This is a genomic window from Devosia lacusdianchii (genome assembly GCF_022429625.1).
Classification (GTDB): Bacteria; Pseudomonadota; Alphaproteobacteria; order Rhizobiales; family Devosiaceae; genus Devosia; species Devosia lacusdianchii.
The window spans coordinates 905,308-927,723 of sequence record NZ_CP092483.1 but is presented as its reverse complement, the minus strand read 5'-3'; the positions used below and the strand labels follow the sequence as shown (position 1 = coordinate 927,723).

Sequence of the window (22,416 nt, the reverse complement as noted above, 5' to 3'; positions counted from 1 at the left end):
GCCGGAGGTGATCCGGCGCCGTTGGTTTTGTCTATTTGATCGTTTAGTGGCCGCCGTGGCTCATGCCAGGGCCACCTTCGGGCTTGCGGACGAAGAAGGCCGCAACCACTGCGAAGAGCGAGATGATCGCGCCCACGAAGAATGCCAGGCGGATACCGCCCGAGAGGGCCGCGATCTGGTCCAGGCCCTCGGTGGTGAGGTTGGCCGTCTGGATAGTCATGATGGCCACGAAGAGAGCAATACCCGCCGCACCCGCCACCTGCTGAACAGAACCCAGGGTGGCGCTGGCATGGGAGTAAAGTTCCATACGCACCGAGCCCATCGAGGCGGTGAACACGGGGGTGAACACCAGAGCCAGGCCGACGCTCATCGCGATATGACCCACAAGGATCGCCCAGACCTGGGTATCCTGACCGACCAGCGTCAACGCCCACATCACGCCAGCCACCAGCATGGTACCGGGGACGAGCAGCAGCGTTGGGCCGAGACGATCATAGAGCCGGCCGACCACCGGACCCATGAGGCCCATGATGAGGCCACCAGGCAGCATCAGCAGACCGGTCTGGAGGGTGTCGAGCTTCAGCACGTTCTGCAGATAGATCGGCAGCAGGATAACCGTGCCCAACAGAGCCATCATGGCGACCGCCATGAGGATGATCGCGGCGCGGTAGGTGCCGGACTCGAAGGTCCGCAGGTCGAGCAGAGCCTTATCCTGACGCTGGAGCACCAGCTGACGGGCGATGAAGATAGCCATGGCAACGACGCCAACCACGATCGGCACCCAAGCCGGAATCATCGGTGCTTCGCCAGCGTGCGACGCGCCTTCACCAAAGCTGGACAGGCCATAGACCAGGCCACCAAAGGCGAGGGCCGACAGGATGACTGAAAGCACGTCGAGCGGCGCGTAGCGGGGCGTCGAGACGTTGAGCATCTTGCGGTAGCCCAGTGCCAGGGCGCCGACGGCGATCGGCAGCACCAGGATGAACATGAATCGCCAGTCAAAGTGAGCCAGGATGAAGCCGCCAATGGTCGGGCCAATGGCAGGCGCCATCGACATGACAATGGAGATATTGCCCATGGTCTTGCCGCGGCCCTCAGGTGGCACCAGCGTCATCACGGTGGTCATCAGCAGCGGCATCATGATGGCCGTACCGGTGGCCTGAATCACGCGGCCGAAGACCAGCAGTTCGAGGCCGGGCGCCACGGCACAGATGGCCGTGCCGATGGTGAAGATCGACATGGCCAGCACGAAGATAGGCCGCGTGTTGATGCGCTGCAGCAGGAAGCCGGTGATCGGGATCACCACCGCCATGGTCAGCAGGAAGGCGGTGGTCAGCCACTGCGCGGCACTGGCCGTCACCCCCAGATCCTTCATCAGATGCGGGATGGCGACGCTCATGATGGTTTCGTTGAGAAACACCACGAAGGTGGAGACCAGCAGCAGGGCGATGACCAGCTTGTTGCGCGAAGCCGTATCGGCGTCGAGCGGCGGGCTGGCCGGAATGGCGTCGTAAGTGGTGTCAGTCATGGTATTCCCCTAGGACCCGGAAATTGCGTTGTCGCCAAGACGACGAGCAGCGTCGCTTGATTTCGACGACCACTCTGAAAAATTTCTGCGACAGCCTGTGTCAGCAGCGATATAGTTAGGTATGTACTTTAGTAATGACGGTGACCAAACGGGTCAATACTAAATTTTCCGCTTAACCAATGTGCGGGACATGCGCTTTGGCGGAAGGATCGGTGGTTTAGTCCCGGGAGCAACCGCGGTCTACCCACGAAAATGCAATCGGGGATTGCAAAATCAACCTTTTTGCCCTTCCGCCCGCGGCTGGGCATACCCATATGCCGTCCAGGCATTGGAGTGCAGTTCTTGTTTTGTTCTCATTGAACTGCTACATGTTCTCATGCGTTCAGTCGTCACGATTCGACTGTTGATGCGCGGCAGGAGAACAATGATGGCCCTCTACCAGGCCCCGTCTTTCGAAGCTCTGGAAAAACTCAGCCGCAGTCGCGACGCCGATCTGGCGCGGCGCGAGCTGCTGGATCCTGATCGCATTCGCGGTCGCGGAGCGCAGTCCAATCGCAGCGGCCGGTTCGAAAAGCAGACGCGCGAGGGCTTTGAGGACGGCTGGTCGACTGTCGAGTCGCTGCCGATCTTCGAGACGATCGAGCATATCGAACGCGCCAAGACCATCATCACCACCAATGACAGCCCAGACATCGGCTTTGAGCGCTCGATCAATGCCTATCGCGGCTGCGAGCACGGGTGCTCATATTGCTTCGCGCGACCGACCCATGCCTTTCTCGGACATTCGGCTGGCGTGGAGTTCGAGCGCGATATCTATGTGAAGGTCAATGCGATCGAGGCCCTGCGGGCGGAGATCGGGGCCAGGGGCTACAAGGTCAAGCCCATTGCCATGGGCACCAATACCGACCCGTACCAGCCGGCCGAACGCAAGCACAAGCTGACGCGCGGCATTCTCGAGGTGATGCTGGAAACCCGGCATCCAGTGATGATCACCACCAAATCGGCGCTGATCATTCGCGACCTTGATCTGCTTACCGAGCTGGCTAAGCTGGGCCTGGTCAAGGTGGCGCTGTCGATGACCTCGATGGACCATAAGCTCAGCCGCAAGATGGAACCGCGCGCATCGTCGCCGGCGCGGAGGCTGGAGGCCATCAGGCTGTTGAGTGAGGCCGGTGTGCCGGTGGCGGTATTTGCCTCGCCGATGATCCCCGCGATCAACGATATGGAACTCGAACGCATTCTCGACGCCGCCAAGGCGCAGGGGGCGGTCAGCGCCTCGATGATCCTGCTGCGGCTGCCGGGCGAGGTGCGCGACGTGTTCCGCGAATGGCTGCTGCGGCATTTCCCGGACCGGGTGCGCCATGTGCTGTCGCTGGTGCGCGATACGCGGGGCGGCAAGGATTATGACGCGCGCTGGGGCGTCCGAATGACCGGGGAAGGCCCTTATGCCACCCTGCTCCGCCAGCGCTTCGACAAGGCGCGCGAGCGCTATGGCCTCGACACCAGGCTACCGGGGCTGCGCAACGACCTGTTCATCGCACCTAAGCTGGAAGACCGGCAGATGAGTCTGTTCTAGGCGAGGGCTGAGACCTCTTGTCGGACCACGAGGTCAAGCGCGTGGAGGCCTTGGTGCCACGACCTCGTTCTTCGACAAGCTCAGGATGAGGTCTACTGGGAGAATTCTGGCTCGCTGACGGTGGCGTGGATGAAGACCAGGAGTGCTGGATCATCGTAGCTGTCGGCCGAAAGAACGGCGCCGGCGGCGCGCATGTCGGCGTCGACCAACGAAGTGCGGATGCCGATGGTGGCAAGACCGGCGCCGTTGGCCGAGGCAATACCGGTGCGGGAATCCTCGAAGGCGACGGACACGCGGGCATCAGCACCGAGGTGGCGCAGACCTTCGAGATAGGGCAGCGGATGCGGCTTGCCGTGGGCGAGTTCCTCGCCGATCACCAGCGCCTTGAAGCGGTCGCGGACGCCCAGCCCATCGAGGATGAGATCGGCATTGGCGCGTGGGGCATTGGTCACCGCCGCCATGGGCAGGCCGGCGGCATCGGCCAGATCGAGCAGTTCGAACAGGCCAGGCACGGCATGGATTTCGGTGCGAGCCAGATCGCGAAATAGCGCTTCCTTGCCGCGCATCACCGCGATCTGCTCTTCAGGCGGCAGGTCGGGGATGAAGCGGGCGGCGATGGCCTCGTTGGCCTTGCCTTGCAGCTCCAGCGCGAAGCGGGCCTTGTCGAAGTGATGGCCGAATGGCGCGAAGGTGCGGTTGAACGCTTCAAGGTGCAGCGGATCGGTATCGGCCAGCGTCCCGTCGATATCGAACAGAAGCGCAGAGCCAGGCAGGAGGATCATCGGGATTTCCGTCAGGCGATGTAAAGCGTGTGGACCCGATACCAAAAGTGCACGCCCGTCAACCGCTTGCCCGTGCTTGACCGGGTTTGGCGAATGGCGTCCAGCCCAGCGTCATGGCGGCGGCGGCGACCAAGATGGCCGCGGCGCCGAGCAGTTGCAGCGCGCCCAGGCGATGACCGAAAACAACGAAATCGACCACGATCGCGACCACCGGATAGATGAAGGAGAGCGCGCCGATGAGATGGGTCGGCAACTTCTGGATAGCGCCATAGAGCAGGATATAGACGAGCCCGGTATGGACGACGCCGATGGCGACAAGGCTGGCCCAGGTCTGGGGGCTGGTGGGTAGATCCGAAAGGCCGGCAAATGGTGCCGCCATCAGCATGCCAACGCCCACCTGGATTAGCGCGATCAGGTGCGGCGGCACGCCCGTGAGGCGTTTGGTCACCAGCGCGGCGACTGCATAGAAGAAGGCGGCGCCGAGCGCGAGCAGGATGCCCGCGAGGTAATTCGTGCCACCATCACCGGCCTTGGCATTGGCGATCAGCACCACGCCTGCAAAGGCGATACCGAGCCAGGCCAGCTTGTGCGCCGTCAGCCGTTCGCCGAGGAACAGCGCGCCGAACGCCACCAGCATGAACGGCTGGGTGTTGTAGACCGCCGTGGCGATGGAGATCGACGCCAGGGGATAGGCCGCGAATAACAGCAGCCAATTGGCGACGATGGCCACGCCGCCGAGCGCGGCCAGCAGGAACTGGCGTGGCGTGATGATATCACGCCGCAGCAATCCGAGCGCAGCGCAGGCGATCAGCAAGGGGATCGCCCCAAAGGCACAACGCCACAGCACGACATCGATGACGGGCTGGCCCGAGAATACGACGAAGGCGCCGACCGTGCCTGATATCGCCATGGCCGCTGTCATCTCGATGGTACCGCGTGTCGTGCTCATTGCTGCCTCGCTTTGCGTGCAGCGAAGATAGGCCTTCCCGGACCATCCATCCATGAGGCTTGTTAGGCGCAGGCCAAATCTGCTTTACATTGTTCGGCAGAATCTCGAATTCCCCTTGGAAACGAAAATGATCGACGAAATCGACCGACGGATTATCGAAGCACTGTCACGGGATGCGCGGCTTTCGATCAAGGAGCTGGCGCAGCGGGTGGAGCTATCGTCGCCCAGCGTGTCGGAGCGGCTGAAACGGCTTGAGGAGCGCGGCGTCATCGAAGGGTTCACGCTTGAGCTCGACAGCAGGGCGCTCGGTTACGCGCTGCAAGCGATCGTGCGGGTGAAGCCCCTACCCGGCAAGCTCCACATCGTGCAGAAACTGATCGAGGACATCCCTGAAATCACAGAATGCGACAAGGTGACGGGCGACGACTGCTTCATCGCGCGCCTGCAACTGCGTTCAATCGAACAGCTCGATCAAATCCTGGACCGGATCGCCGACAAGGCGGAAACAAGCACGGCCATCGTCAAAGCCCAGCCGGTAAAGCGCCGCCTGCCGCCGCTCTAGTATTGGGCAACCTTGCGGGCATAGGTGGCCATAAAGTCGATGGAGGCGCTGACGCCGCGCAGGGAGAGCCAGACATCCTTGCTGGTGCCGTCGCTGAGCGGCACTTTGAGCAGCAGCGAGTTGCGCTGCTTCATTTGTTCGAGCACAGCATCGCGCCTGGCCGGGTCGACCACGAAGAATTGGTTGACCGTGTTGTGGCGGGTCTCGAGATCGGTGGTGAAGTCGAAACGCTGGGGCTTCTCGCCGCCAAAGGCCAGAACCAGCGGCCGGGCGGGATCGGCCTCGACGCGGTCGGCGGCGATGGTGATGGCCACATCCAGATCGCCGGTCAGCCGATTGCGAATAATGGTGAGCTTGTAGGCCGGCAGATTGGCGCTGTTGAGCTCCTGGCTGCCGGTGCTGGCAAAGCAGGAAAAGCCGTAATAGTCGGTGGCGCTTTCGTCGATCACATCGGGACAGGCGGCAAGCCAGTCGCGGCTGTATTCTCGCCACTCGCCAAAGGGGTGATGAAACGGCTGCGCCGCGGTGGGCAGGGAAGATGCGAGGAGCATAAGAAAGGCGCTGCCGATTCTGGCGATCATTGAGTTCTCTTCTGCTGGCGCCCTCCGGCGGAACGGATTATAGCAACGCCCCCGGGCCCGGCACAGGGCTAAATCACGGAGAAGTCGTCATGAATGTCACCCAGCACAAGGGGCTCGTCATCTGCGAACTGCCGCCCGAGGGTGGCCTTCTCGGCGCGGATATGAGCGCTCCGGATGTGATCGGGGAGGCTTACGAGGCCAATCCGGACATCATCGCCGTGCCGGTCTCGCGACTGGCGCCGGGCTTTCTCGATCTCAGCAGCCGTATTGCCGGCGAAGTGTTCCAGAAGATGGAGCAATACGGGCGGCGGCTGGTGATCCTGGGCGATATCGAAGCCCGCGTCGCCGCCAGCAAGGCGCTGCATGATTTCGTCTATGAGACCAACCGGCGCGGGCATCACTTGTTCGTGCCCGATCAGGCGGCGCTGCTCGCCCGGCTGTGAACGGGTTGGCGTTGACTTGATCGGTGCGAGAGCGATGCTGGCAGCATGCTGTTCGATTCGTCCATCCAGACCGAGCCCGACTATTGCCATGAGCGCGAACTCCTCGCCCGCGGCGCACGCGTGGTTGCGGGCGTCGACGAGGCTGGGCGTGGGCCACTGGCTGGGCCAGTGGTGGTTTCGGCCGTCGTGCTCGATGCCAATGCAATCCCGCCGGGCCTCAACGATTCCAAGAAGCTGACCGAGGAGCAGCGCGAATTGCTGTTCCAGCAGGTCATCGACACGGCGCTGGCGGTATCGGTGGTGGTGGCGCCGCCTTCGATCATCCTGTCGCACAATATCCGTGGGGCAACCCTGTGGGGCATGGCGCAGGCGGCGTGCAGCCTCGGCATTCGTCCCGATCGCGTGCTGATCGATGGCCGGGACGTGCCGATGGGCCTGCCTTGCGATGGCCTGGCGCTGATCGGCGGCGACGGCCGCAGCGTCTCGATCGCGGCGGCGTCGATCGTTGCAAAGGTGACGCGCGACCGCATGTGCAGAATCATGGATTGCGACGCGCCGGGCTTCGGCTTTGCCGGGCACAAGGGCTATTCGACGCCCCAGCATATGCAGGCGCTGGTGCAGAATGGACCGTGCCGGCACCATCGCGAGGAATTCGCGCCGGTGGCCGAGGCCTGGGCCCGAGTGCGCGTGGCAGTGGCTTAGGCTTGCTGCCCAAAGCGTGGTCTCTTAACCTCCCGCTAACCCCTTGCGAACGCTCCATTAACCCTGAGCGGCTATAACGGCCTGGTTAGTCCTTTGTTAGGGTTAAGTGTATGTTGCGTACCGCGCGTACGGCCCCTGTGGCCGCTGCGGAGGAGCCTGTTCGGCTCCCTATCGATACCATCCTGGTGGGCGATTGCATCGACCACATGAATGCCCTGCCGGCCGGCTCGGTTGACCTCATATTTGCGGACCCACCGTATAACCTGCAGCTCGATCAGGGCCTCACCCGCCCGGACCAGAGCAAGGTCGATGCGGTCGATGACGACTGGGACAAGTTCGAGAGCTTTGCCCATTACGATGCCTTCACGCGCGCCTGGCTCAAGGCGGCGCGCCGCGTGCTCAAGCCCGATGGCGCCCTTTGGGTGATCGGCAGCTATCACAATATCTTCCGCGTCGGCACGGCGCTCCAGGATCTCGATTTCTGGATGCTCAACGACGTGATCTGGCGCAAAGCCAATCCGATGCCCAATTTCCGGGGCACGCGCTTCACCAATGCGCATGAAACCCTGATCTGGGCAGCGCGCAGCCAGAAGAGCCGCGTCACCTTCAATTACGAGGCCATGAAGCTGGCCAATGACGACACGCAGATGCGCAGCGACTGGCTGTTCCCCATCTGCACCGGCGCCGAGCGGCTGAAGGACGAGGATGACGGCAAGGTCCATCCGACCCAGAAGCCGGAGGCCCTGCTGTTCCGCATTCTCAATGCCACGACCAAGCCGGGCGATATCGTGCTTGACCCGTTCTTCGGCACCGGCACCACCGGCGCCGTAGCGCGCAAGCTGGGCCGCCACTTCATCGGCATCGAGCGGGAAGAAAGCTATATCAACGCAGCGCTCAAGCGCATATCGGCCATCCGGCCGGGCGTGTTCGAGGCGCTGCAATCGGTGACGCCCAAGCGCAAGGAAACGCGCATCCCCTTTGGCTCGCTCATCGAGCAGGGACTTATTGAACCGGGCACGCAACTCTTCGACTTAACGAAACGTTACTACGCCATGGTTCGTGCAGACGGCTCGCTCGTCTCGGGCACTCATCAAGGCTCCATCCACAAGGTTGGAGCTCTGGTCCAGGGCTCCGAGGCATGCAACGGGTGGACCTTCTGGCATCACGAGCAAAACGGGCAGATCAGCCCGATTGACGAACTTCGCACGGATATTCGTGCAAAACTTGATTTGCTTTCTGCCTGATCCTGACCTCCAATCATTCAGGCTCTTGAACTGGCCGCCGGTTTGCCCCGGCGGCCTCTTTGTTTCGGCGCCAAGCACACACCCTTTTAACGATATGAGCTTGTTGGCGCGCATTGTTCGCCCCGACGAAGCCGTCCGTTAACCGCCACGCGTCCACCATCCCCCCACTCTGTGACGGGCGGACCTTGTCGTGACCGTGATGATTGGCCTGAACATCGTTATTGCGGCGATCCTGGCGTTCACAGCTGCCATGTGTGCTGTCGCCAGCGTCGTGCTGCGGGGCAAGTGGCCGATGGCGTGGCTGGCTGCGGCACTGATCTGCGGCAGCGCCCAGACGCTGGTCATGACATTCGGTGCCGGCACGCCGGTCGAGCTCTTGGCCAAGGCCACGCTCGCGCCCATCGCCTGCATATTTGCCGGGCTCGGCATCAAAGCCATGAACCCGAAGGCGACGAAGGCGAGCTTGCCAGTGCTGGTGGCGGTAGGAGCGTTGACGCTGCTGGCTGTCGTATTGCAGGTCGCCGATGCGGCCTTCTTCCAGTTTGCGGTGGTGACGCAATTGGCCTGCACACTGGCGGCGACGCAGGCCGCGGTGTGGATGAGCCAGCAAATGCGCCACAACCTGCTCGATCTGCTGGTGACCGGCGGATTGGTCGTGATTGCGGCTTTCAGCGCCGTACGCATACCGCTGCTGCTGTTCTATTATGGAGCCGACGTCAGCTTTACCGAGTTCCGCCTGTCGGCGCTGGAGACGGTGCTGCTCAGCGTCTCGGGCCTGCTGGTGCCGCCGGTGATCTTCCTGCTGATTGCTCGCAACATCGCGGATACCATCAGGACCTTTCAGCACCAATCCGAGCGCGATGGCCTGACGGGCCTACTGAACCGACGTGCATTCGATGCCACGGCTGAAAGTTCAATGGGCCTGGGCGGCGCGGTCGTGTTCTGCGACATTGATGATTTCAAGCAGGTCAACGATCGCTACGGCCATCAGACCGGCGATGACGTGATCCGCACATTCGCGGCACTGCTCGCCCGCACCGGCCATCATGCCGGCCGCATTGGCGGCGAAGAATTCGCCATCCTCCTACCCGGCAAGGCCATTGGGGAAGCTCGCGACCTCGCCGAGATGATCCGCGCGCGCTTTCATGAGACGGCCCATACCGGCCTTACGGTCGAGCACAGGTTGAGTGCCAGCTTCGGCGTAGCCGTGCATGGCATCGGCGAGCCGCTGCGCGCGGCATTCACTCGAGCGGATTCGGCACTGTACCAAGCCAAGGAAACTGGCCGGAACCGGGTGGTGCTATTTGGCGACCCGGCACCGCTAGCCCTGCCGCGGCGTGGCAGGCACGCCGCCTAGGCCGCCTAATCCACGCAGCGATATCGACTCGACTATTGCTGGTTCTGCGGCAGCCCGTCGGTGATGTCATAGTAATCGCCCTTGTCGGCAACGAAGATATGCAACGACAGCTTGGTGTTGGTCGGCGTGTCGAACGCTCCCATCATGATGCCGATCCAATCGAGATGCGGCGGATCGAAGAAGAGTGACGAACCGCAGATCGAGCAGAAGCCGCGGCGCACCTTTTCGGACGAGTGATACCAGGTCAGCTTGTCCTCGCCGGTGATGGTGACGGCCGAGCGCGGCACATCGGTGCCAGCCTCATAATGCCCTGTGTGCTTGCGGCAGCGCGTGCAGTGGCAAGCATTAGGGGCGGGCAGATCACCCTCAACGGTGAAGCGCACGGCGCCACACAGACACGATCCCTCATGCATTTTCGGCTCCTTCAACGGGCGCCGCATAATGGAAACCGCGGGCGATCTAGGCAAGTCCGGCTTCGGCCAGCACCTTGCGGAACAAGGTCGGCAGGGCCTCGCCCTTGAGGGCACGCGCCTCGCCCCACCAGCCGCCGTCGAGCTTGTCCGGCTCAACTTCGGCCGACCAGACTTCCAGTTCCAGCCGGAAGTGGGTGAAGATATGGACGACCCGCCCGCGGTGTCGCCATTCGCCGCCTGCCGGGTAATCAGGGGCGGGCAGCGTTGCCGCCCAGTCGGAGCCTGGAACCTCCGTCATGCCACCCAGCAAGCCCTTTGCCGGGCGCGATTGCAGATAGACGTCGCCATCGGCGTCGAGCATCACATAGGCGTGGCCCTTGCGGATCGGACGCTCGGCCTTGGCTGCCTTGAGCGGATAAATCGTCGGGTCGCCGGCCTTGGTCGCGATGCATCCCGGCTGGATCGGGCATAGCATGCATACGGCGGCGCGGGGCGCACAAATGGTGGCACCGAGATCCATCATCGCCTGGGCGAAGTCGCCAGCGCGCGACGGTACCGAGGCTTGCAGCGCGGCGCGAAGTTCATCCTTGGCCTCGCGTACCGGAACCGGCAGCGCGTAATAGCGGGCGAGAACGCGATCGAGATTGCCATCGAGCACGGCGACGGGTTCGTCAAAACAGATCGCTGCGATGGCGGCGCTGGTATAGGCGCCCACGCCCGGCAGGGTCTGGAGCCCAACCGAGGTCTGGGGAAATATGCCATGATGATCACGCACAACGGCCTGCGCGCATGCATGCAGGTTCCGGGCACGCGCATAGTAGCCGAGGCCGGCCCATTCCTTGAGGACGCTGTCGAGGGGCGCCGCGGCGAGATCGAAGACCGTGGGCCACAGGCTGGTGAAGCGGAGGAAGTAGTTCTTCACCGCGGCCACAGTGGTCTGCTGGAGCATCACCTCGCTGAGCCAGACGCGATAGGGGTCGGGCCTGATGCCACGTGCCCGATCGGTTGGCGAGATGCGCCAGGGCAGGTCGCGGGCATGGCGATCGTACCAGGCGAGCACAGCCGGAGCGTCGATGGGCGCGGGAGCGGGGAGATGCATGGGTAATCGGATACCCCTACCCTGTCCCTCCCGACAAGGGGCAGTTCTATCTTGCTGGGGCGGCGAGGTGGGGGTACTTCATCGCCATGGCTAAGGATGAACCGCCCGAACCGAAACGCCGTAATCGGACGATGAACATTGCCGATGTGCTCGGCGGTGCGCTCGATCCGGTGCTGCGCAAACGCGGCTTTGCCAGCCGGGACATCATCACCCATTGGTCGGTGATGGCACCCAAGCCCTATGACACGGTCGCCATTCCCGACAAGCTGACCTGGCCGCGCGGTGAACGCAGCGAGGAGGGCGCGACGCTACTACTGCGCTGTGTGCCCGGGCATGCGCTGGCAATTTCACATGAGGGTGAGAAGATCGCCGCCGCGGTGAACCGCTATTTCGGCTTCGTGCTGGTGGGCGCTGTCAGATTGTCGGCCGAACCGTTCACCCCCGGTTCAGCGCGCCAGGCAGAAAACAATAACCAACCGAGCCAGAGCACAATCGCGAAGGTCGGGGCCCAAGTGGCCGATGTCGCCGATGATGATCTGAGGGAAGCGTTGCGGACACTTGGTCACGCGCTCTCCAGCAGATCGGAGCGAAAGAGCAAATAGAGCGTTCACCCAGCAGTGATGAACGTGCCCACTTGCCCACACATTTGCCCCGTGTAGTGTCGCGCACATCAAAACAGGAGCGTTAGCCGTGAAATTCAACCGCCGTGACACCCTCATTCTGGCCGCTGCCGCATCGGCTCTGAGCCTCTGCGGGGTCGCCACTGCCAGCGCCGCCGAAGGCGACATGATCGACGTTGCCAAGCTTGCTGCGCCGGCTGGCGGCTATGTGGACCATGTGCAGGGCAGCGACACCGCCCCTGTGACCGTCATCGAATATGCTTCGCCGACCTGCCCGCATTGCGCGACCTTCTCCAACGACGTGTTGCCCAGCTTCATCGAGACCTATGTCAACACCGGCAAGGTCAAGCTGATCACCCGCCCGTTCGTGCGCAACGTGCTCGACGCGGCCGTGTTCATGCTGGCCGAAGCCTCCGGCCCGACCAACTACCACAACGTGGTTTCGACCTATTTCAAGACCCAGACCACCTGGGCCACTTCGGAAACGCCGCGCGACGCGATCCTCGAAATCGCCAAGCAGCTGGGCTTTACCCAGGAAACATTCGACGCCGCATTGACGAATCAGGCGCTGTTCACCGGGATGGAAGCGGTTCGCGAGCAGGCGCTCAACGAATTCGGGCTTTCAGGTACGCCGACATTCTATGTCAACGGCAAGACACTCACTGGGGACAAGACGCTCGAGCAGCTCGCGGCTGAAATCGATCCGCTTGTGCCTGCCGATTTTGTCTCTACAGAAGCCGCTGCTCCCGCTGCCGCGCCAGCCACGGATGCAATGGCTCCTGCAGCCGACGCAATGGCGCCCGCTGCCGATGCCGTGGCTCCGGCCGAGCCGGCTGCTACGCCTGCTCAGTAATTTGGGCTTTGGCAGCGTCGCCATGGTGGCGCTGCCATGAAATTCTCCCGTCTCAAGCTGCACGGCTTCAAGTCCTTTTCCGACGAGATGACGCTGGTCATGGAGCCGGGGCTGACGGGCATTGTCGGGCCGAATGGTTGCGGCAAGTCCAATCTCGTCGAGGCCATGCGCTGGGTTATGGGCGAGAGCTCATACAAGGCCATGCGCGCTTCGGGCATGGACGATGTGATCTTTTCGGGCTCGGGTAATCGCCCGGCCCGCAATTCGGCCGAAGTCACCCTCGTACTCGACAATTCCGACCGCACGGCACCGGCTGCGCTCAACAATGCCGATGTGCTGGAAGTCACCCGCCGGATCGAGCGGGAGGCCGGCTCGGTCTACCGTGTCAATGGCAAGGAAGTCCGCGCCCGCGATGTGCAATTGCTCTTCGCCGATGCCTCCACCGGCGCCCATTCGCCGGCCATGGTGCGGCAGGGCCAGATCGGTGAGCTGATCGCCGCCAAGCCGACGGCCCGTCGGGCGCTGCTTGAAGAGGCCGCGGGCATTTCAGGGCTGCACTCGCGCCGGCACGAGGCGGAGTTGCGGCTGCGGGCGGCCGAGGGCAATCTGGAGCGCGTCGACGACATCATCGCCCAGGTCGAAACCCAGCTCGAAACGCTGAAGCGCCAGGCGCGTCTCGCCACGCGCTATCGCTCGCTTAGCGGCGATATCCGCCGGGCCGAGGCGACGCTTTATCATATCCGCTGGGTTGCAGCCCGGTTCGCCGAAAAGGAAACCGAGGCACAGCAGGCGGTGTTGATCCGCGAACTGGCCGACGCCACCCATCTCGAATTGCAGGCGCAGAAGAAGCTCGAAGCGGCCGATGCCGCATTGCAGCCGTTGCGTGATCGGGAGGCCGTCACCGGCGCGGTGCTGCAGCGCTATACGATCCATGCGGAGCAGCTTGCCGAGGAAGCGCGCCGAGCCGATCAACGCCGGGCGGAACTTGAAGACCGCATTCGACAACTGGCGGCGGACGGGACGCGCGAGCGCGAACTGGTGGCCGAGAGCGAGACAACGCTGGCGCTCTATGCCGAGGAACTGGGCAAGCTGCAGGTCGAAGGCGAAGCGGCGCAGGCCGACTTCGATCATGCGCGCCGCGAGGCTGATGCCGCGCGTGCGGAGGTCGCGACTGCCGAGGCTGATGCACGATCGGCCGCTGACACACTGGCCCAGGTGCGGGCGCGTCGCGCTCAGGCCATTCGCAGCGCGGGTGATGCAGCGGCCCGCATCCAGCGGCTAACGCAACAGGTCGCCGAGGTCGAGCACGAAGCAACCACAGTCGCCGCGAGCCTTGATGCCGACGAGACGCTGACGCTGAAGCGCGCGGCCTTGGCGGCAGCGCAGTCTGCAACCGCGGAGGCCGAGAGACTGGCGACTGTGGCCGAGGAGGCGACGGCAGGTGCGCAGACCAAGCTCGACGCTGCCCGTCCGCGCCTCGCCGAAATCGAGGCCGCGTTGAACCGACTTGAGGCCGAAGCGGCGACGCTGGCCAAGATGCTCAATGTCGGCGCCAGCCTGTGGCCGGCCATTGTCGACGAGCTGAAGGTGACGCCCGGCTATGAGACGGCGCTGGGCGCGGCACTGGGCGATGACCTTGAGGCCAGCTCGGATGCGGGTGCGCCGATGCATTGGTCGGTGCCGGTGGATCACACCGACGATGCCGCCCTGCCCCAGGCCGCCGAACCGTTGTCGCGCTATGTCACGGGCAGCGCATTGCTCAAGCGTCGGCTGGACCAGATCGGACTGATCGATGCCGCTGATGGCCCCGGCCTGATGCATGCGCTCAAGCCTGGCCAGCGGCTGGTGACCCTCGACGGGGCGCTCTGGCGCTGGGATGGGTTTGTGGCTGCGGCTGATGCACCGAGCGCCGCGGCACAACGACTGGCGCAGCGCAACCGGCTGACCGACCTTGATGAGGAAATCGCGCGCGCCAAGGGCGAACGCAATGGCTGGAAGCGTGACGTCGAGGCGCTTGGTGCAGCGCTTGATACTGCCCGGCAAGATGAGCGGGCCAAGCGGGAAAGCTGGCGCGCAGCACAGCATGCGATTGGCGCAGCACAGTCGGAAGTCGACAAGGCGCAGCGGGCCATTGGTGATCTGACCACGCGGCAATCGGCGTTGGAAGAAGCGCGTATCCGCCTGGCGTCGAGCTTGGCCGAGGCCGAGGGTATTCGCGCCGACGCCGAACGCGCGCTGGTTGAGGCTGGGACCGAAGTTGACGCAGCGCGCGTTGCCGAGGCGCGGCAGACGACGCTGTCGGCGGCCCGCGAACGGGCTGACCAGGCGCGGTTGAAACTGGGCAGCTTCGAGACGGCGGCGCGCATGCGCGAGAGCCGGATCGACCAGCTGGAGCGCGACAGCCTGAGCTGGAATCGGCGCCGCGACGGAGCAATGGCGCAGCTGTCGACGCTCGATCAGCGCAGCATGGAAGTGTCGGCGCAACTCGCTAGCATCAACGAAACACCCGATGGTTTTGCCGCGCGCCGGGCGCAGCTCGAAGACCAGATCGAGCAGGCCAAGATCGAACACAAGGCGGCTGGCGACAGCCTGAGCGTGGCCCAAACCGGATATCGCGAGGCCGACAAGGCGCTGAAAGCGGCGAGCGACATTCTCGCCAGCGCCCGGATCGAGCTGACGCGCATCGAGGAACGCGGCAAAGGCTTCATCGCCCAGCGCCAGCAGATCGAGCGGCAGATCGAGGAAATCCTCGACATTCCCGCCACCAAGACACTTGAGGCCTCCGGTATCCGTGCCGAGGATGCATTGCCGTCTGAAGCCGCCACCGAGCAGAAGGTGGAGCGTCTCAAGGCCGAGCGCGAGCGGCTTGGCGGCGTCAACCTGTCAGCGGAGAAGGAAGCTGTCGAGGTTCAGGAAAAGCTCGACCTGATGGTCAAGGATAAGGATGACCTGATCGAAGCCATCGCCAAGCTGCGTACCGGCATCCAGTCACTCAACCGCGAAGGCCGCGCCCGATTGAGCGAGGCCTTCGTCAAGGTCAATGCGCATTTCCAGGAGCTGTTCACCACTCTGTTCGGCGGTGGCACGGCCGAGCTGAGCTTTGTCGAAAGCGACGATCCGCTTGAGGCCGGCCTCGAAATCATTGCCCGCCCGCCGGGTAAGAAGCCACAGACCATGACGCTGCTGTCGGGTGGCGAGCAGGCGCTGACCGCGATGAGCCTGATCTTTGCGGTGTTCCTGACCAATCCGGCGCCGATCTGCGTACTCGACGAAGTCGATGCGCCGCTCGATGACGCCAATGTCGAGCGGTTCTGCAACCTGCTCGATTCCATGCGCCAGCGCACCAATACGCGCTTCATGGTCATCACCCACAATCCGATCACCATGAGCCGGGTGGATCGCCTGTTCGGTGTGACCATGGCAGAACGCGGCGTCAGCCAGCTGGTCTCGGTTGACTTGACCACGGCCGAGAGCTTCCGCGAAGCAAGTTAAGACGCCGCGCAGCCCGGGGCCGCGCGACGCATGGCGCTATTGGATGCTTACGCCAGCCGCCTCAATGACCGGTGCCCACCGCTTGACCTCGGCCTCAACATAGACGCCCAATTCCTCCGGCGTGGTGCCGACCACCACGGCGCCAACCTCCTGCAGTCGCGCCGCCACCGCTGGATCCTTCAGCGATGCAACGGCTGCCTCGTTGAGCTTGGCGATGACCTCCGGTGGCGTGCCGGCCGGCGCGAAAAGGGCGTTCCAGGTATTGGTCTCGTAGCCCGGCACACCCGATTCATGGATGGTGGGCAGATCGGGGAAGCTGGGCGAGCGTTCGCGCGTGGTCACAGCCAGAGCGCGCAGCGTGCCCGCCTTGATGTGCTCGCTGGCCGAGGGCAGGTTATCGAAGATGATCGGGACGGCGCCACTGATCGCGTCGACCAGCGCCGGACCCGAGCCCTGGTACGGCACGTGCACCATGTCCACGCCGGCCATGGATTTGAAGACCTCGCCCGAAAGATGCAGCGGCGTGCCATTGCCCGAGGAGGCATAGGCATAGTCCTCCGGCTTGGCCTTCAGCTCGGCAATCAGTTCTTCGACGGTTGCCGCCGGGAAAGACGGGTTGACCATCAGCACATTCGGCACGGTCAGGAGCAGCGAAATGGGCTCGAAATCGGCCACCGGATCGAAGGGCGGCGTGGCGTAGAGCGAGGCGCTGAGGGCATGGGTGGCGATGGTGCCCATGAGGATGGTGTAACCATCGGGCTCGGCGTCGGCCACAGCGGTCGCCCCCAGCGTGCCGCCGGCACCGGCCTGGTTGACCACCAGCACGGTTTGCCCGAGCTGCCCGCTCATCGCCTCGGCCATGATACGGCCCACTAGGTCAGTCGAGCCACCCGCAGCGAACGGCACGACGAGATTGATCGGTTTGTTTGGGAAATCCGACTGGGCGAGCGTCGGTGCGGCCAGGCCGATAAGGCCAGCCAGGGTAAGCATGGTCGAGGCTATGCGGTTCATTGTGGCTCCTCCACATGAGATGTCTGGCGCGTGGTTGTCTTGTCGCAACCGACGCCTGCTGAGCATCGCAAAGGGCGTGCCAACTCGCGCCCGGCGATATATTCAACAAAAACAGCGCGTTACGCAGAGCACGGCGCAAAGGTCTGGCGGATTTCCGCCGACTTTCGGCGTAGGCTGGCGAAGTTCCGCTCACTCCTGGGTAACGCGAAGCCCGTAGCGGGCGATCTTTTCGGCGAGAGTGCGACGCGGCAAGCCAAGAGCCTCGGCGGCCTTGGTGGTCGAACCACCAGCGCCCCGCAGGGCTTGCATGATGGCGTCGGCCTCAAAACGGGCGAGCCGTTCGGGCAACGTTCCGGCGACACCGATTGCGTTGGTTTCTTCCGCGAATGTTCGATTCTGGTGACGGAGCACATGGCGATCCGCCACTGCCTTGAGCTCACGCACATTGCCGCTCCAGGGGCGCATCTGTAGTTCCTGCATCGCCTCAGCGCCCAATTCGGGCTGCGGCAGGCCGAAACGCAGCGCGGCCTCCTCGCAAAACATCGAGAACAGCAACGGAATATCGGACGGCCGATCGCGGAGCGCCGGCAAGCTGACTTCTACCGTGGCCAGGCGGAAGTAGAGATCGGCGCGGAAGTCGCCGGCCTCGCTGGCGACCTTCAAATCGACTTTGGTGGCGGCCACGAAACGCACATCGATAGAGTTCGAGCGATTACCACCCAGCGGCTCCACCGTGCGCTCCTGAATGACCCGCAACACCTTGCCCTGCAGGGCCAGCGGCATGGACTCAATTTCATCGAGGAAAACCGTGCCGCCATTGGCAAAGGGAATGCGGCCGATGCGTTCGGCGATGGCCCCGGTGAACGCGCCGCGCGCATGACCGAATATCTCGCTTTCGAACATGGCCTCCGGGATGGCCGCGCAATTGATGGCAACGAACGCCCCTTTGGAGCGCGGACCCAGGTCGTGCAGGGCCCGCGCGGCGACCTCCTTGCCGGTGCCGGTTTCGCCCTGCAGCAGCACGTCCACGTCGATGGCCGCCAGCTGTTCAAGCGTCCGCCGCAGCGAGATCATCGCGGGGGAGTTGCCGACGAGGCGACTCTCCAGCTTGGAGACATCGGCGCGGGCCCGCAGCCGCTGCAATTCTCGCCCCAGCCTTCGCCGCTCCACCGCGCGATCGAGGACGGCGACCAGATGATCGGCGTCATAGGGCTTCTCGATAAAGTCATGCGCGCCTTCCCGCATGGCGGCCACTGCGGCAGCTACGTCGCCATGACCCGTCAGCAGGATCACGGGCATGTCCGTATCGATGCTCCGCAGGTGTCGCAGTAGCTGCTGGCCGTCGGTTCCAGGCATGCGCAAGTCAGTAACGACGCAATCGCAATTCGCGGTGTCGATGTCCCGTACAGCGCGCTGCGGATCGGTGAAGGTCTGGACGGTGAAACCGTTGACGCCCAACCATTCGGCTGCCGCGTCGCACAGCCGGGGTTCGTCATCGACGAAGGCGATGGTACCGCGCGTCATGCGGGAACCCGGGCGCGGTCTGCGACATAAGCGGGCAGCGTTACCGTGGCGATGGTGCCACCCTCCGGCGCTGCCTCGAACACCAGCGAGCCCGCACCCTCCTCGAGGATTAATTGCGTAATCGCCAGGCCAAGGCCCAGGCCCTCGCCCGTGGCCTTGGTGGTGAAGAACGGATCAAACATGCGCTGTCTCACTTGGTCAGAGATGCCGGCACCGCGATCGATGATCCGCAGGACCACCGAATTCTCGTCATGGCCGGTGGTAATAGCGACGACGTCGCCCCCGGCCAGGCTGGTGGCGTCGATAGCGTTGGTGAGCAGGTTGACGATGGCCTGCTCGATACGGATGGAATTGCCCGCGATGTCAGGCAAGCCACGCCCTGGCGAAAAGGTCAGGCGTACACTGCGTTCGCGCGCGCGCGGCTCCACAATGGCCATCGCCTCCTCGATCACACTCTTGCAATCTACCGGCTCGAAAGGGGCCGGATCCTGGCGCGATGAGAACGTCTTGAGGTGCTTGACCATGCGCTGCATGCGTCCCAGCAAGGCACGCGCCGAAGCCAAGGTGCGCTGAACTTCCGAGGGAGCCGAGCGCTGCGCATGCAGCCCCGCCGCGGCGACGAGACTATCCAGAGCTGAAAGTGGCTGGCTGACCTCATGCACGATAGCAGCCGACATGCGGCCGAGCGCGGCGAGTCTGGCCGCATGGATCAGGCTATCCTGTGTCTCGCGCAATACGGTTTCGGCATGGGCGCGCACTTCGACCTCATGTGCGAGGGCAGCCGTACGTTCGACGACGCGCTGTTCAAGCTCGGCATTCTGTCGCATGCGGAGTCGAGCCATCTGGCCTCGTTGCCGAACGAAAAGCATCACCGCCAAAGCCAGCAAGGAGGCCAGCGCCACAAGTCCGGCGGTCAATTGCGCTTCGTCATTGATCCTTTGCATGGGTAGCGCGGAAACCAAGGTCCAACCATCCGGCTCGATCGCGATCTGGGCCGCCATCATCGGCTGGCCGTTCTCGATGATCTGCCCGGCGCCTTCGGGGCCGAACCGATTGCCGATGGGCGGGCGTCCGGCAACCTCGATCGCGTTGTACCGTTGCTCGGCGGCGATCTCGGCCACGGCCTCTTCGTCGAGAGGATAAAGCGGGCGATAATGCCAGTCCGATGCGCCGGACAGGAAGACCACTCCGGCGCTGTCGGCTATGGCGGTGAGCTCGCCCGCCCTGCTCCAGGTTTCGGCCAGAGGCGCCATATCCACCTTGGCCACGACAACGCCAAGCGGGCGCGTGACGTCGCCGACGATCGACGACAGGAAATAGCCCGGTTTGCCGGTGGTTACGCCGACCGCATAATAGCGGCCCTCGCCAGTGGTCATGGCGTCGGAAAAGTACGGGCGGAAGTCGTAGCGGTTGCCGACGAAGCTGCCGGGCTCGTTCCAGTTGCTGGCTGCCAGGGTGAGGCCAGTCGTGTCGAGTACGTAGACCTCGTCGACACCGGACATGGCGCGAATGTTCTGCAGATAAGCATTGACCGGCGCGACATCCGACGGCTTTGCCAGCAACGATGTGACGCGTGGGTCCTGGCTGATCACGGCGGGGAGGTAGCGGAAGCGTTCGATTTCGGTTTGCACCGAGCGGAGGCTGACGGTCAGACGATCCTGCAATTCACTGGAGAGACGAACCCTGCCCCGCTCGGCGGCTACAAGCCAGCTCGCCACGCATAGGCCAATGATGGCGACGCCAACGACTGTTGCGGCCGCAAGCCACCTGATCGTGCCGCGATCCGGCAAGCGCCGCGATTGCATCCCTATATCGACCAGGTTCGAAGTCCTCCCGTCAAACCGGCTGGCAAACGTAGCATGTCCCGCCATTGCTCTGTCAAATTGGGCTCGGGGCCCGGTAGAATCCCACGGCCGGTGCCTTCACTTTGCCACAGACCATTGTGGACAGCATGCCGCACCCCTTATTCGAGCGAATTTCATATTATAATTCAACACGTTAGATGAAGAGCGCGCGTCTTGACACTCTCAGACCCCACCACTATGTTGCGCGCGACTTAGAAGGCGTCCCGGAAACACCCGGGAGAAAGCCGGCCAGGGGGAGCGCGCGGATGGCAAAACCGCAAGATACCGAAGGTCAGCCGGACAGCGCCAAAGGGGCGACGCACGATCTCGCATCGCGCATCGCCTCGGCCAAGCGGGAACGCGCAGTCGAGGACAACAGAGCCTCTGCTGACGCTTCCCCGGAGATGAGCGGTATGGCGCGCGGCATGCGCATCGGAACCGAGTTCATCGCCGCGATCCTGGTGGGTGCCGGTATCGGTTACCTCATCGATCTTGGCCTGGGGACCAGCCCCTGGGGCTTGCTCATCATGCTACTGGTGGGCTTCGCCGCTGGAATACTCAATGTCACCCGTGTGGTGGCGCAAATGAATGCCGCATCGCCTCCCCCGCCGGGGTCCGATCTTGGACCTGACGTGGAAGACGAGACAGACAAATGATGACGCTTAGAGGGTTCTATCTTGGCCGGTACTGATCCGATCCACCAATTCGTCATCCAGGACATTTTCAAGCTGTTCACCCTTGGCGGTGACGGCACCGAGGGTTCGGGCACCACTTTTGCCTTCACCAATTCATCGCTGTTCATGGTCGCGACCGTCGCGATCATCTCGCTTTACCTGATCCTGTCGACCGGCGCGAAGAGCGTGGTTCCGGGACGGGCGCAGCTGCTCAGTGAGCTCGTCTACGAATTCGTGGCCAATATGGTCAGAAGTGCCGCCGGCACTGCGGGCATGAAGTTCTTCCCGCTGGTGTTCTGCCTCTTCACCTTCATCTTCACGGCCAACATGCTCGGCATGGTGCCCTACTTCTTCACCGTCACCAGCCACATCATCGTCACCTTCGCGCTGTCGATGCTGGTCTTCCTGACCGTGGTGATCTACGGCTTCGTCAAGAACGGCCCCAAGTTCCTCAAGCTGTTCGTGCCGTCGGGCGTGCCCGGCTACATCCTCCCCATCGTGGCGCCGATCGAGTTCATCTCGTTCATGAGCCGCCCGATTTCGCTCTCTGTGCGTCTGTTCGGCAATATCCTGGCCGGTCACATCACGCTCAAAGTCTTCACCGGCTTCATCGTCACCATGAGCTCGCTGGGTTTCCTCGGCATTCTTGGTTCGGCGCTGCCGCTGATCATGGCCATTGCGCTCACTGGCCTCGAATTTCTCGTCGGTGCCGTTCAGGCTTACGTCTTCGCCGTCCTGACCTGCATGTATCTCAACGACGCGATCCACCCGTCTCACTAATCTACCAGTCACGGCGGGCTGTTCCGCCAGAACCCCCGCTAAAAGTCGCTTGAAAGGACTAAAAAAATGGAAGCTGAAGCCGCAAAGTTCATCGGTGCCGGTATTGCTTGTTTCGGTATGGCCGGTGCCGCCATTGGCGTGGCCAACATCTTCGGTAACTTCCTGTCGGGCGCCCTGCGCAACCCGTCGGCTGCTCCGAGCCAGTTCTCGAACCTGATCTTCGGCTTCGCCGTGACCGAAGCTCTGGGCATCTTCTCGTTCCTGGTTGCCCTGATCCTGCTGTTCGTCGCCTAATAGCGGCAACGCACACGATCTTCCGCAGCCGGGACATGTTCCGGCTGCGCGCACTTCTCCGGCCCTGGCCGGCTGACCGGATTTAACG

21 protein-coding genes are annotated in these 22,416 nt (G+C 63.3%); 12 read left to right on the top strand and 9 right to left on the bottom strand.

Annotated elements, in window-relative coordinates; all coding sequences use genetic code 11:
* Positions 1 to 43: 43 nt before the first annotated feature.
* Positions 44 to 1,528 (bottom strand): MDR family MFS transporter, encoded by a 1,485-nt coding sequence (locus MF606_RS04550; RefSeq protein WP_240232468.1) that lies wholly within the window; start codon positions 1,526 to 1,528, stop codon positions 44 to 46.
* A gap of 427 nt (positions 1,529 to 1,955) precedes the next feature.
* Here MF606_RS04550 and MF606_RS04545 point away from each other — a divergent pair, with 427 nt between their 5' ends.
* On the top strand, positions 1,956 to 3,104 hold the full coding sequence (locus tag MF606_RS04545) for a PA0069 family radical SAM protein (RefSeq protein WP_240232467.1): 1,149 nt from the start codon (positions 1,956 to 1,958) through the stop codon (positions 3,102 to 3,104).
* Between the two features lie 92 nt (positions 3,105 to 3,196).
* On the opposite strand, the gene MF606_RS04540 is transcribed toward MF606_RS04545, so the two are convergent.
* Together MF606_RS04540 and MF606_RS04535 are read right to left on the bottom strand one after the other, a co-directional pair.
* Entirely contained in the window at positions 3,197 to 3,886 is a 690-nt protein-coding gene (locus MF606_RS04540) for an HAD family hydrolase (RefSeq protein WP_240232466.1), read from the bottom strand.
* 58 nt (positions 3,887 to 3,944) lie between these two features.
* Complete coding sequence (locus tag MF606_RS04535) at positions 3,945 to 4,835, bottom strand: DMT family transporter (RefSeq protein WP_240232465.1); 891 nt, start codon at positions 4,833 to 4,835, stop codon at positions 3,945 to 3,947.
* Between the two features lie 127 nt (positions 4,836 to 4,962).
* Between MF606_RS04535 and MF606_RS04530 the strand changes: the two genes are divergently transcribed.
* Complete coding sequence (locus MF606_RS04530) at positions 4,963 to 5,397, top strand: Lrp/AsnC family transcriptional regulator (protein ID WP_240232464.1); 435 nt, start codon at positions 4,963 to 4,965, stop codon at positions 5,395 to 5,397.
* Here the strand turns inward: MF606_RS04530 and MF606_RS04525 are convergent.
* Complete coding sequence (locus tag MF606_RS04525) at positions 5,394 to 5,978, bottom strand: hypothetical protein (RefSeq protein ID WP_240232463.1); 585 nt, start codon at positions 5,976 to 5,978, stop codon at positions 5,394 to 5,396. The two genes, MF606_RS04530 and MF606_RS04525, sit on opposite strands and share 4 nt — an antisense overlap.
* 89 nt (positions 5,979 to 6,067) lie before the next feature.
* On the opposite strand from MF606_RS04525, the gene MF606_RS04520 reads away from it, so the two are divergent.
* From MF606_RS04520 to MF606_RS04505, 4 genes are all read left to right on the top strand, one after another.
* Complete coding sequence (locus MF606_RS04520; protein ID WP_240232462.1) at positions 6,068 to 6,421, top strand: DUF4180 domain-containing protein; 354 nt, start codon at positions 6,068 to 6,070, stop codon at positions 6,419 to 6,421.
* 45 nt (positions 6,422 to 6,466) lie between these two features.
* Positions 6,467 to 7,123, top strand: a complete 657-nt coding sequence (locus MF606_RS04515; RefSeq protein ID WP_240232461.1) for a ribonuclease HII — start codon at positions 6,467 to 6,469, stop codon at positions 7,121 to 7,123.
* A gap of 110 nt (positions 7,124 to 7,233) precedes the next feature.
* A complete protein-coding gene (locus MF606_RS04510; protein WP_240232460.1) occupies positions 7,234 to 8,367 on the top strand; it encodes a site-specific DNA-methyltransferase in 1,134 nt (377 codons plus the stop codon).
* Positions 8,368 to 8,566: 199 nt separating this feature from the next.
* A complete protein-coding gene (locus MF606_RS04505; RefSeq protein WP_240233781.1) occupies positions 8,567 to 9,724 on the top strand; it encodes a GGDEF domain-containing protein in 1,158 nt (385 codons plus the stop codon).
* 32 nt (positions 9,725 to 9,756) lie between these two features.
* Here the strand turns inward: MF606_RS04505 and MF606_RS04500 are convergent, their stop codons facing one another.
* Both MF606_RS04500 and MF606_RS04495 read right to left on the bottom strand, forming a co-directional pair.
* Positions 9,757 to 10,137, bottom strand: a complete 381-nt coding sequence (locus tag MF606_RS04500) for a GFA family protein (protein ID WP_240232459.1) — start codon at positions 10,135 to 10,137, stop codon at positions 9,757 to 9,759.
* A gap of 46 nt (positions 10,138 to 10,183) precedes the next feature.
* Positions 10,184 to 11,236, bottom strand: a complete 1,053-nt coding sequence (locus MF606_RS04495; RefSeq protein ID WP_240232458.1) for an A/G-specific adenine glycosylase — start codon at positions 11,234 to 11,236, stop codon at positions 10,184 to 10,186.
* 131 nt (positions 11,237 to 11,367) lie between these two features.
* On the opposite strand from MF606_RS04495, the gene MF606_RS04490 reads away from it, so the two are divergent.
* The 3 genes from MF606_RS04490 (at position 11,368) to smc (ending at position 16,201) form a co-directional block, all read left to right on the top strand.
* Entirely contained in the window at positions 11,368 to 11,838 is a 471-nt protein-coding gene (locus tag MF606_RS04490) for a DUF721 domain-containing protein (protein ID WP_240232457.1), read from the top strand.
* An 88-nt stretch (positions 11,839 to 11,926) separates the two neighbouring features.
* A complete protein-coding gene (locus tag MF606_RS04485) occupies positions 11,927 to 12,709 on the top strand; it encodes a DsbA family protein (protein WP_240232456.1) in 783 nt (260 codons plus the stop codon).
* A gap of 36 nt (positions 12,710 to 12,745) precedes the next feature.
* Positions 12,746 to 16,201 carry a chromosome segregation protein SMC gene (smc, locus tag MF606_RS04480; protein ID WP_240232455.1) on the top strand — a complete coding sequence of 1,152 codons (3,456 nt, stop codon included), beginning with the start codon at positions 12,746 to 12,748 and terminating at the stop codon, positions 16,199 to 16,201.
* Between the two features lie 36 nt (positions 16,202 to 16,237).
* Here the strand turns inward: smc and MF606_RS04475 are convergent, their stop codons facing one another.
* From MF606_RS04475 to MF606_RS04465, 3 genes are all read right to left on the bottom strand, one after another.
* Positions 16,238 to 17,212: a Bug family tripartite tricarboxylate transporter substrate binding protein gene (locus MF606_RS04475; protein ID WP_420842238.1), complete on the bottom strand. Its 975-nt coding sequence runs from the start codon at positions 17,210 to 17,212 to the stop codon at positions 16,238 to 16,240.
* Between the two features lie 189 nt (positions 17,213 to 17,401).
* A complete protein-coding gene (locus MF606_RS04470) occupies positions 17,402 to 18,736 on the bottom strand; it encodes a sigma-54-dependent transcriptional regulator (RefSeq protein WP_240232454.1) in 1,335 nt (444 codons plus the stop codon).
* Entirely contained in the window at positions 18,733 to 20,541 is a 1,809-nt protein-coding gene (locus MF606_RS04465) for a sensor histidine kinase (protein ID WP_240232453.1), read from the bottom strand. Before MF606_RS04465 ends, MF606_RS04470 begins: the two co-directional genes overlap by 4 nt.
* Before the next feature lie 305 nt (positions 20,542 to 20,846).
* Here MF606_RS04465 and MF606_RS04460 point away from each other — a divergent pair, with 305 nt between their 5' ends.
* The 3 genes from MF606_RS04460 to MF606_RS04450 all read left to right on the top strand — a co-directional run bounded on the left by MF606_RS04460 (position 20,847) and on the right by MF606_RS04450 (position 22,328).
* Positions 20,847 to 21,236, top strand: coding sequence for an AtpZ/AtpI family protein (locus MF606_RS04460; RefSeq protein WP_240232452.1), 390 nt, complete (start codon positions 20,847 to 20,849; stop codon positions 21,234 to 21,236).
* 21 nt (positions 21,237 to 21,257) lie between these two features.
* Complete coding sequence (locus tag MF606_RS04455; RefSeq protein ID WP_275693125.1) at positions 21,258 to 22,034, top strand: F0F1 ATP synthase subunit A; 777 nt, start codon at positions 21,258 to 21,260, stop codon at positions 22,032 to 22,034.
* 66 nt (positions 22,035 to 22,100) lie between these two features.
* Positions 22,101 to 22,328: a F0F1 ATP synthase subunit C gene (locus MF606_RS04450; RefSeq protein WP_035087599.1), complete on the top strand. Its 228-nt coding sequence runs from the start codon at positions 22,101 to 22,103 to the stop codon at positions 22,326 to 22,328.
* Positions 22,329 to 22,416 lie beyond the last annotated feature (88 nt).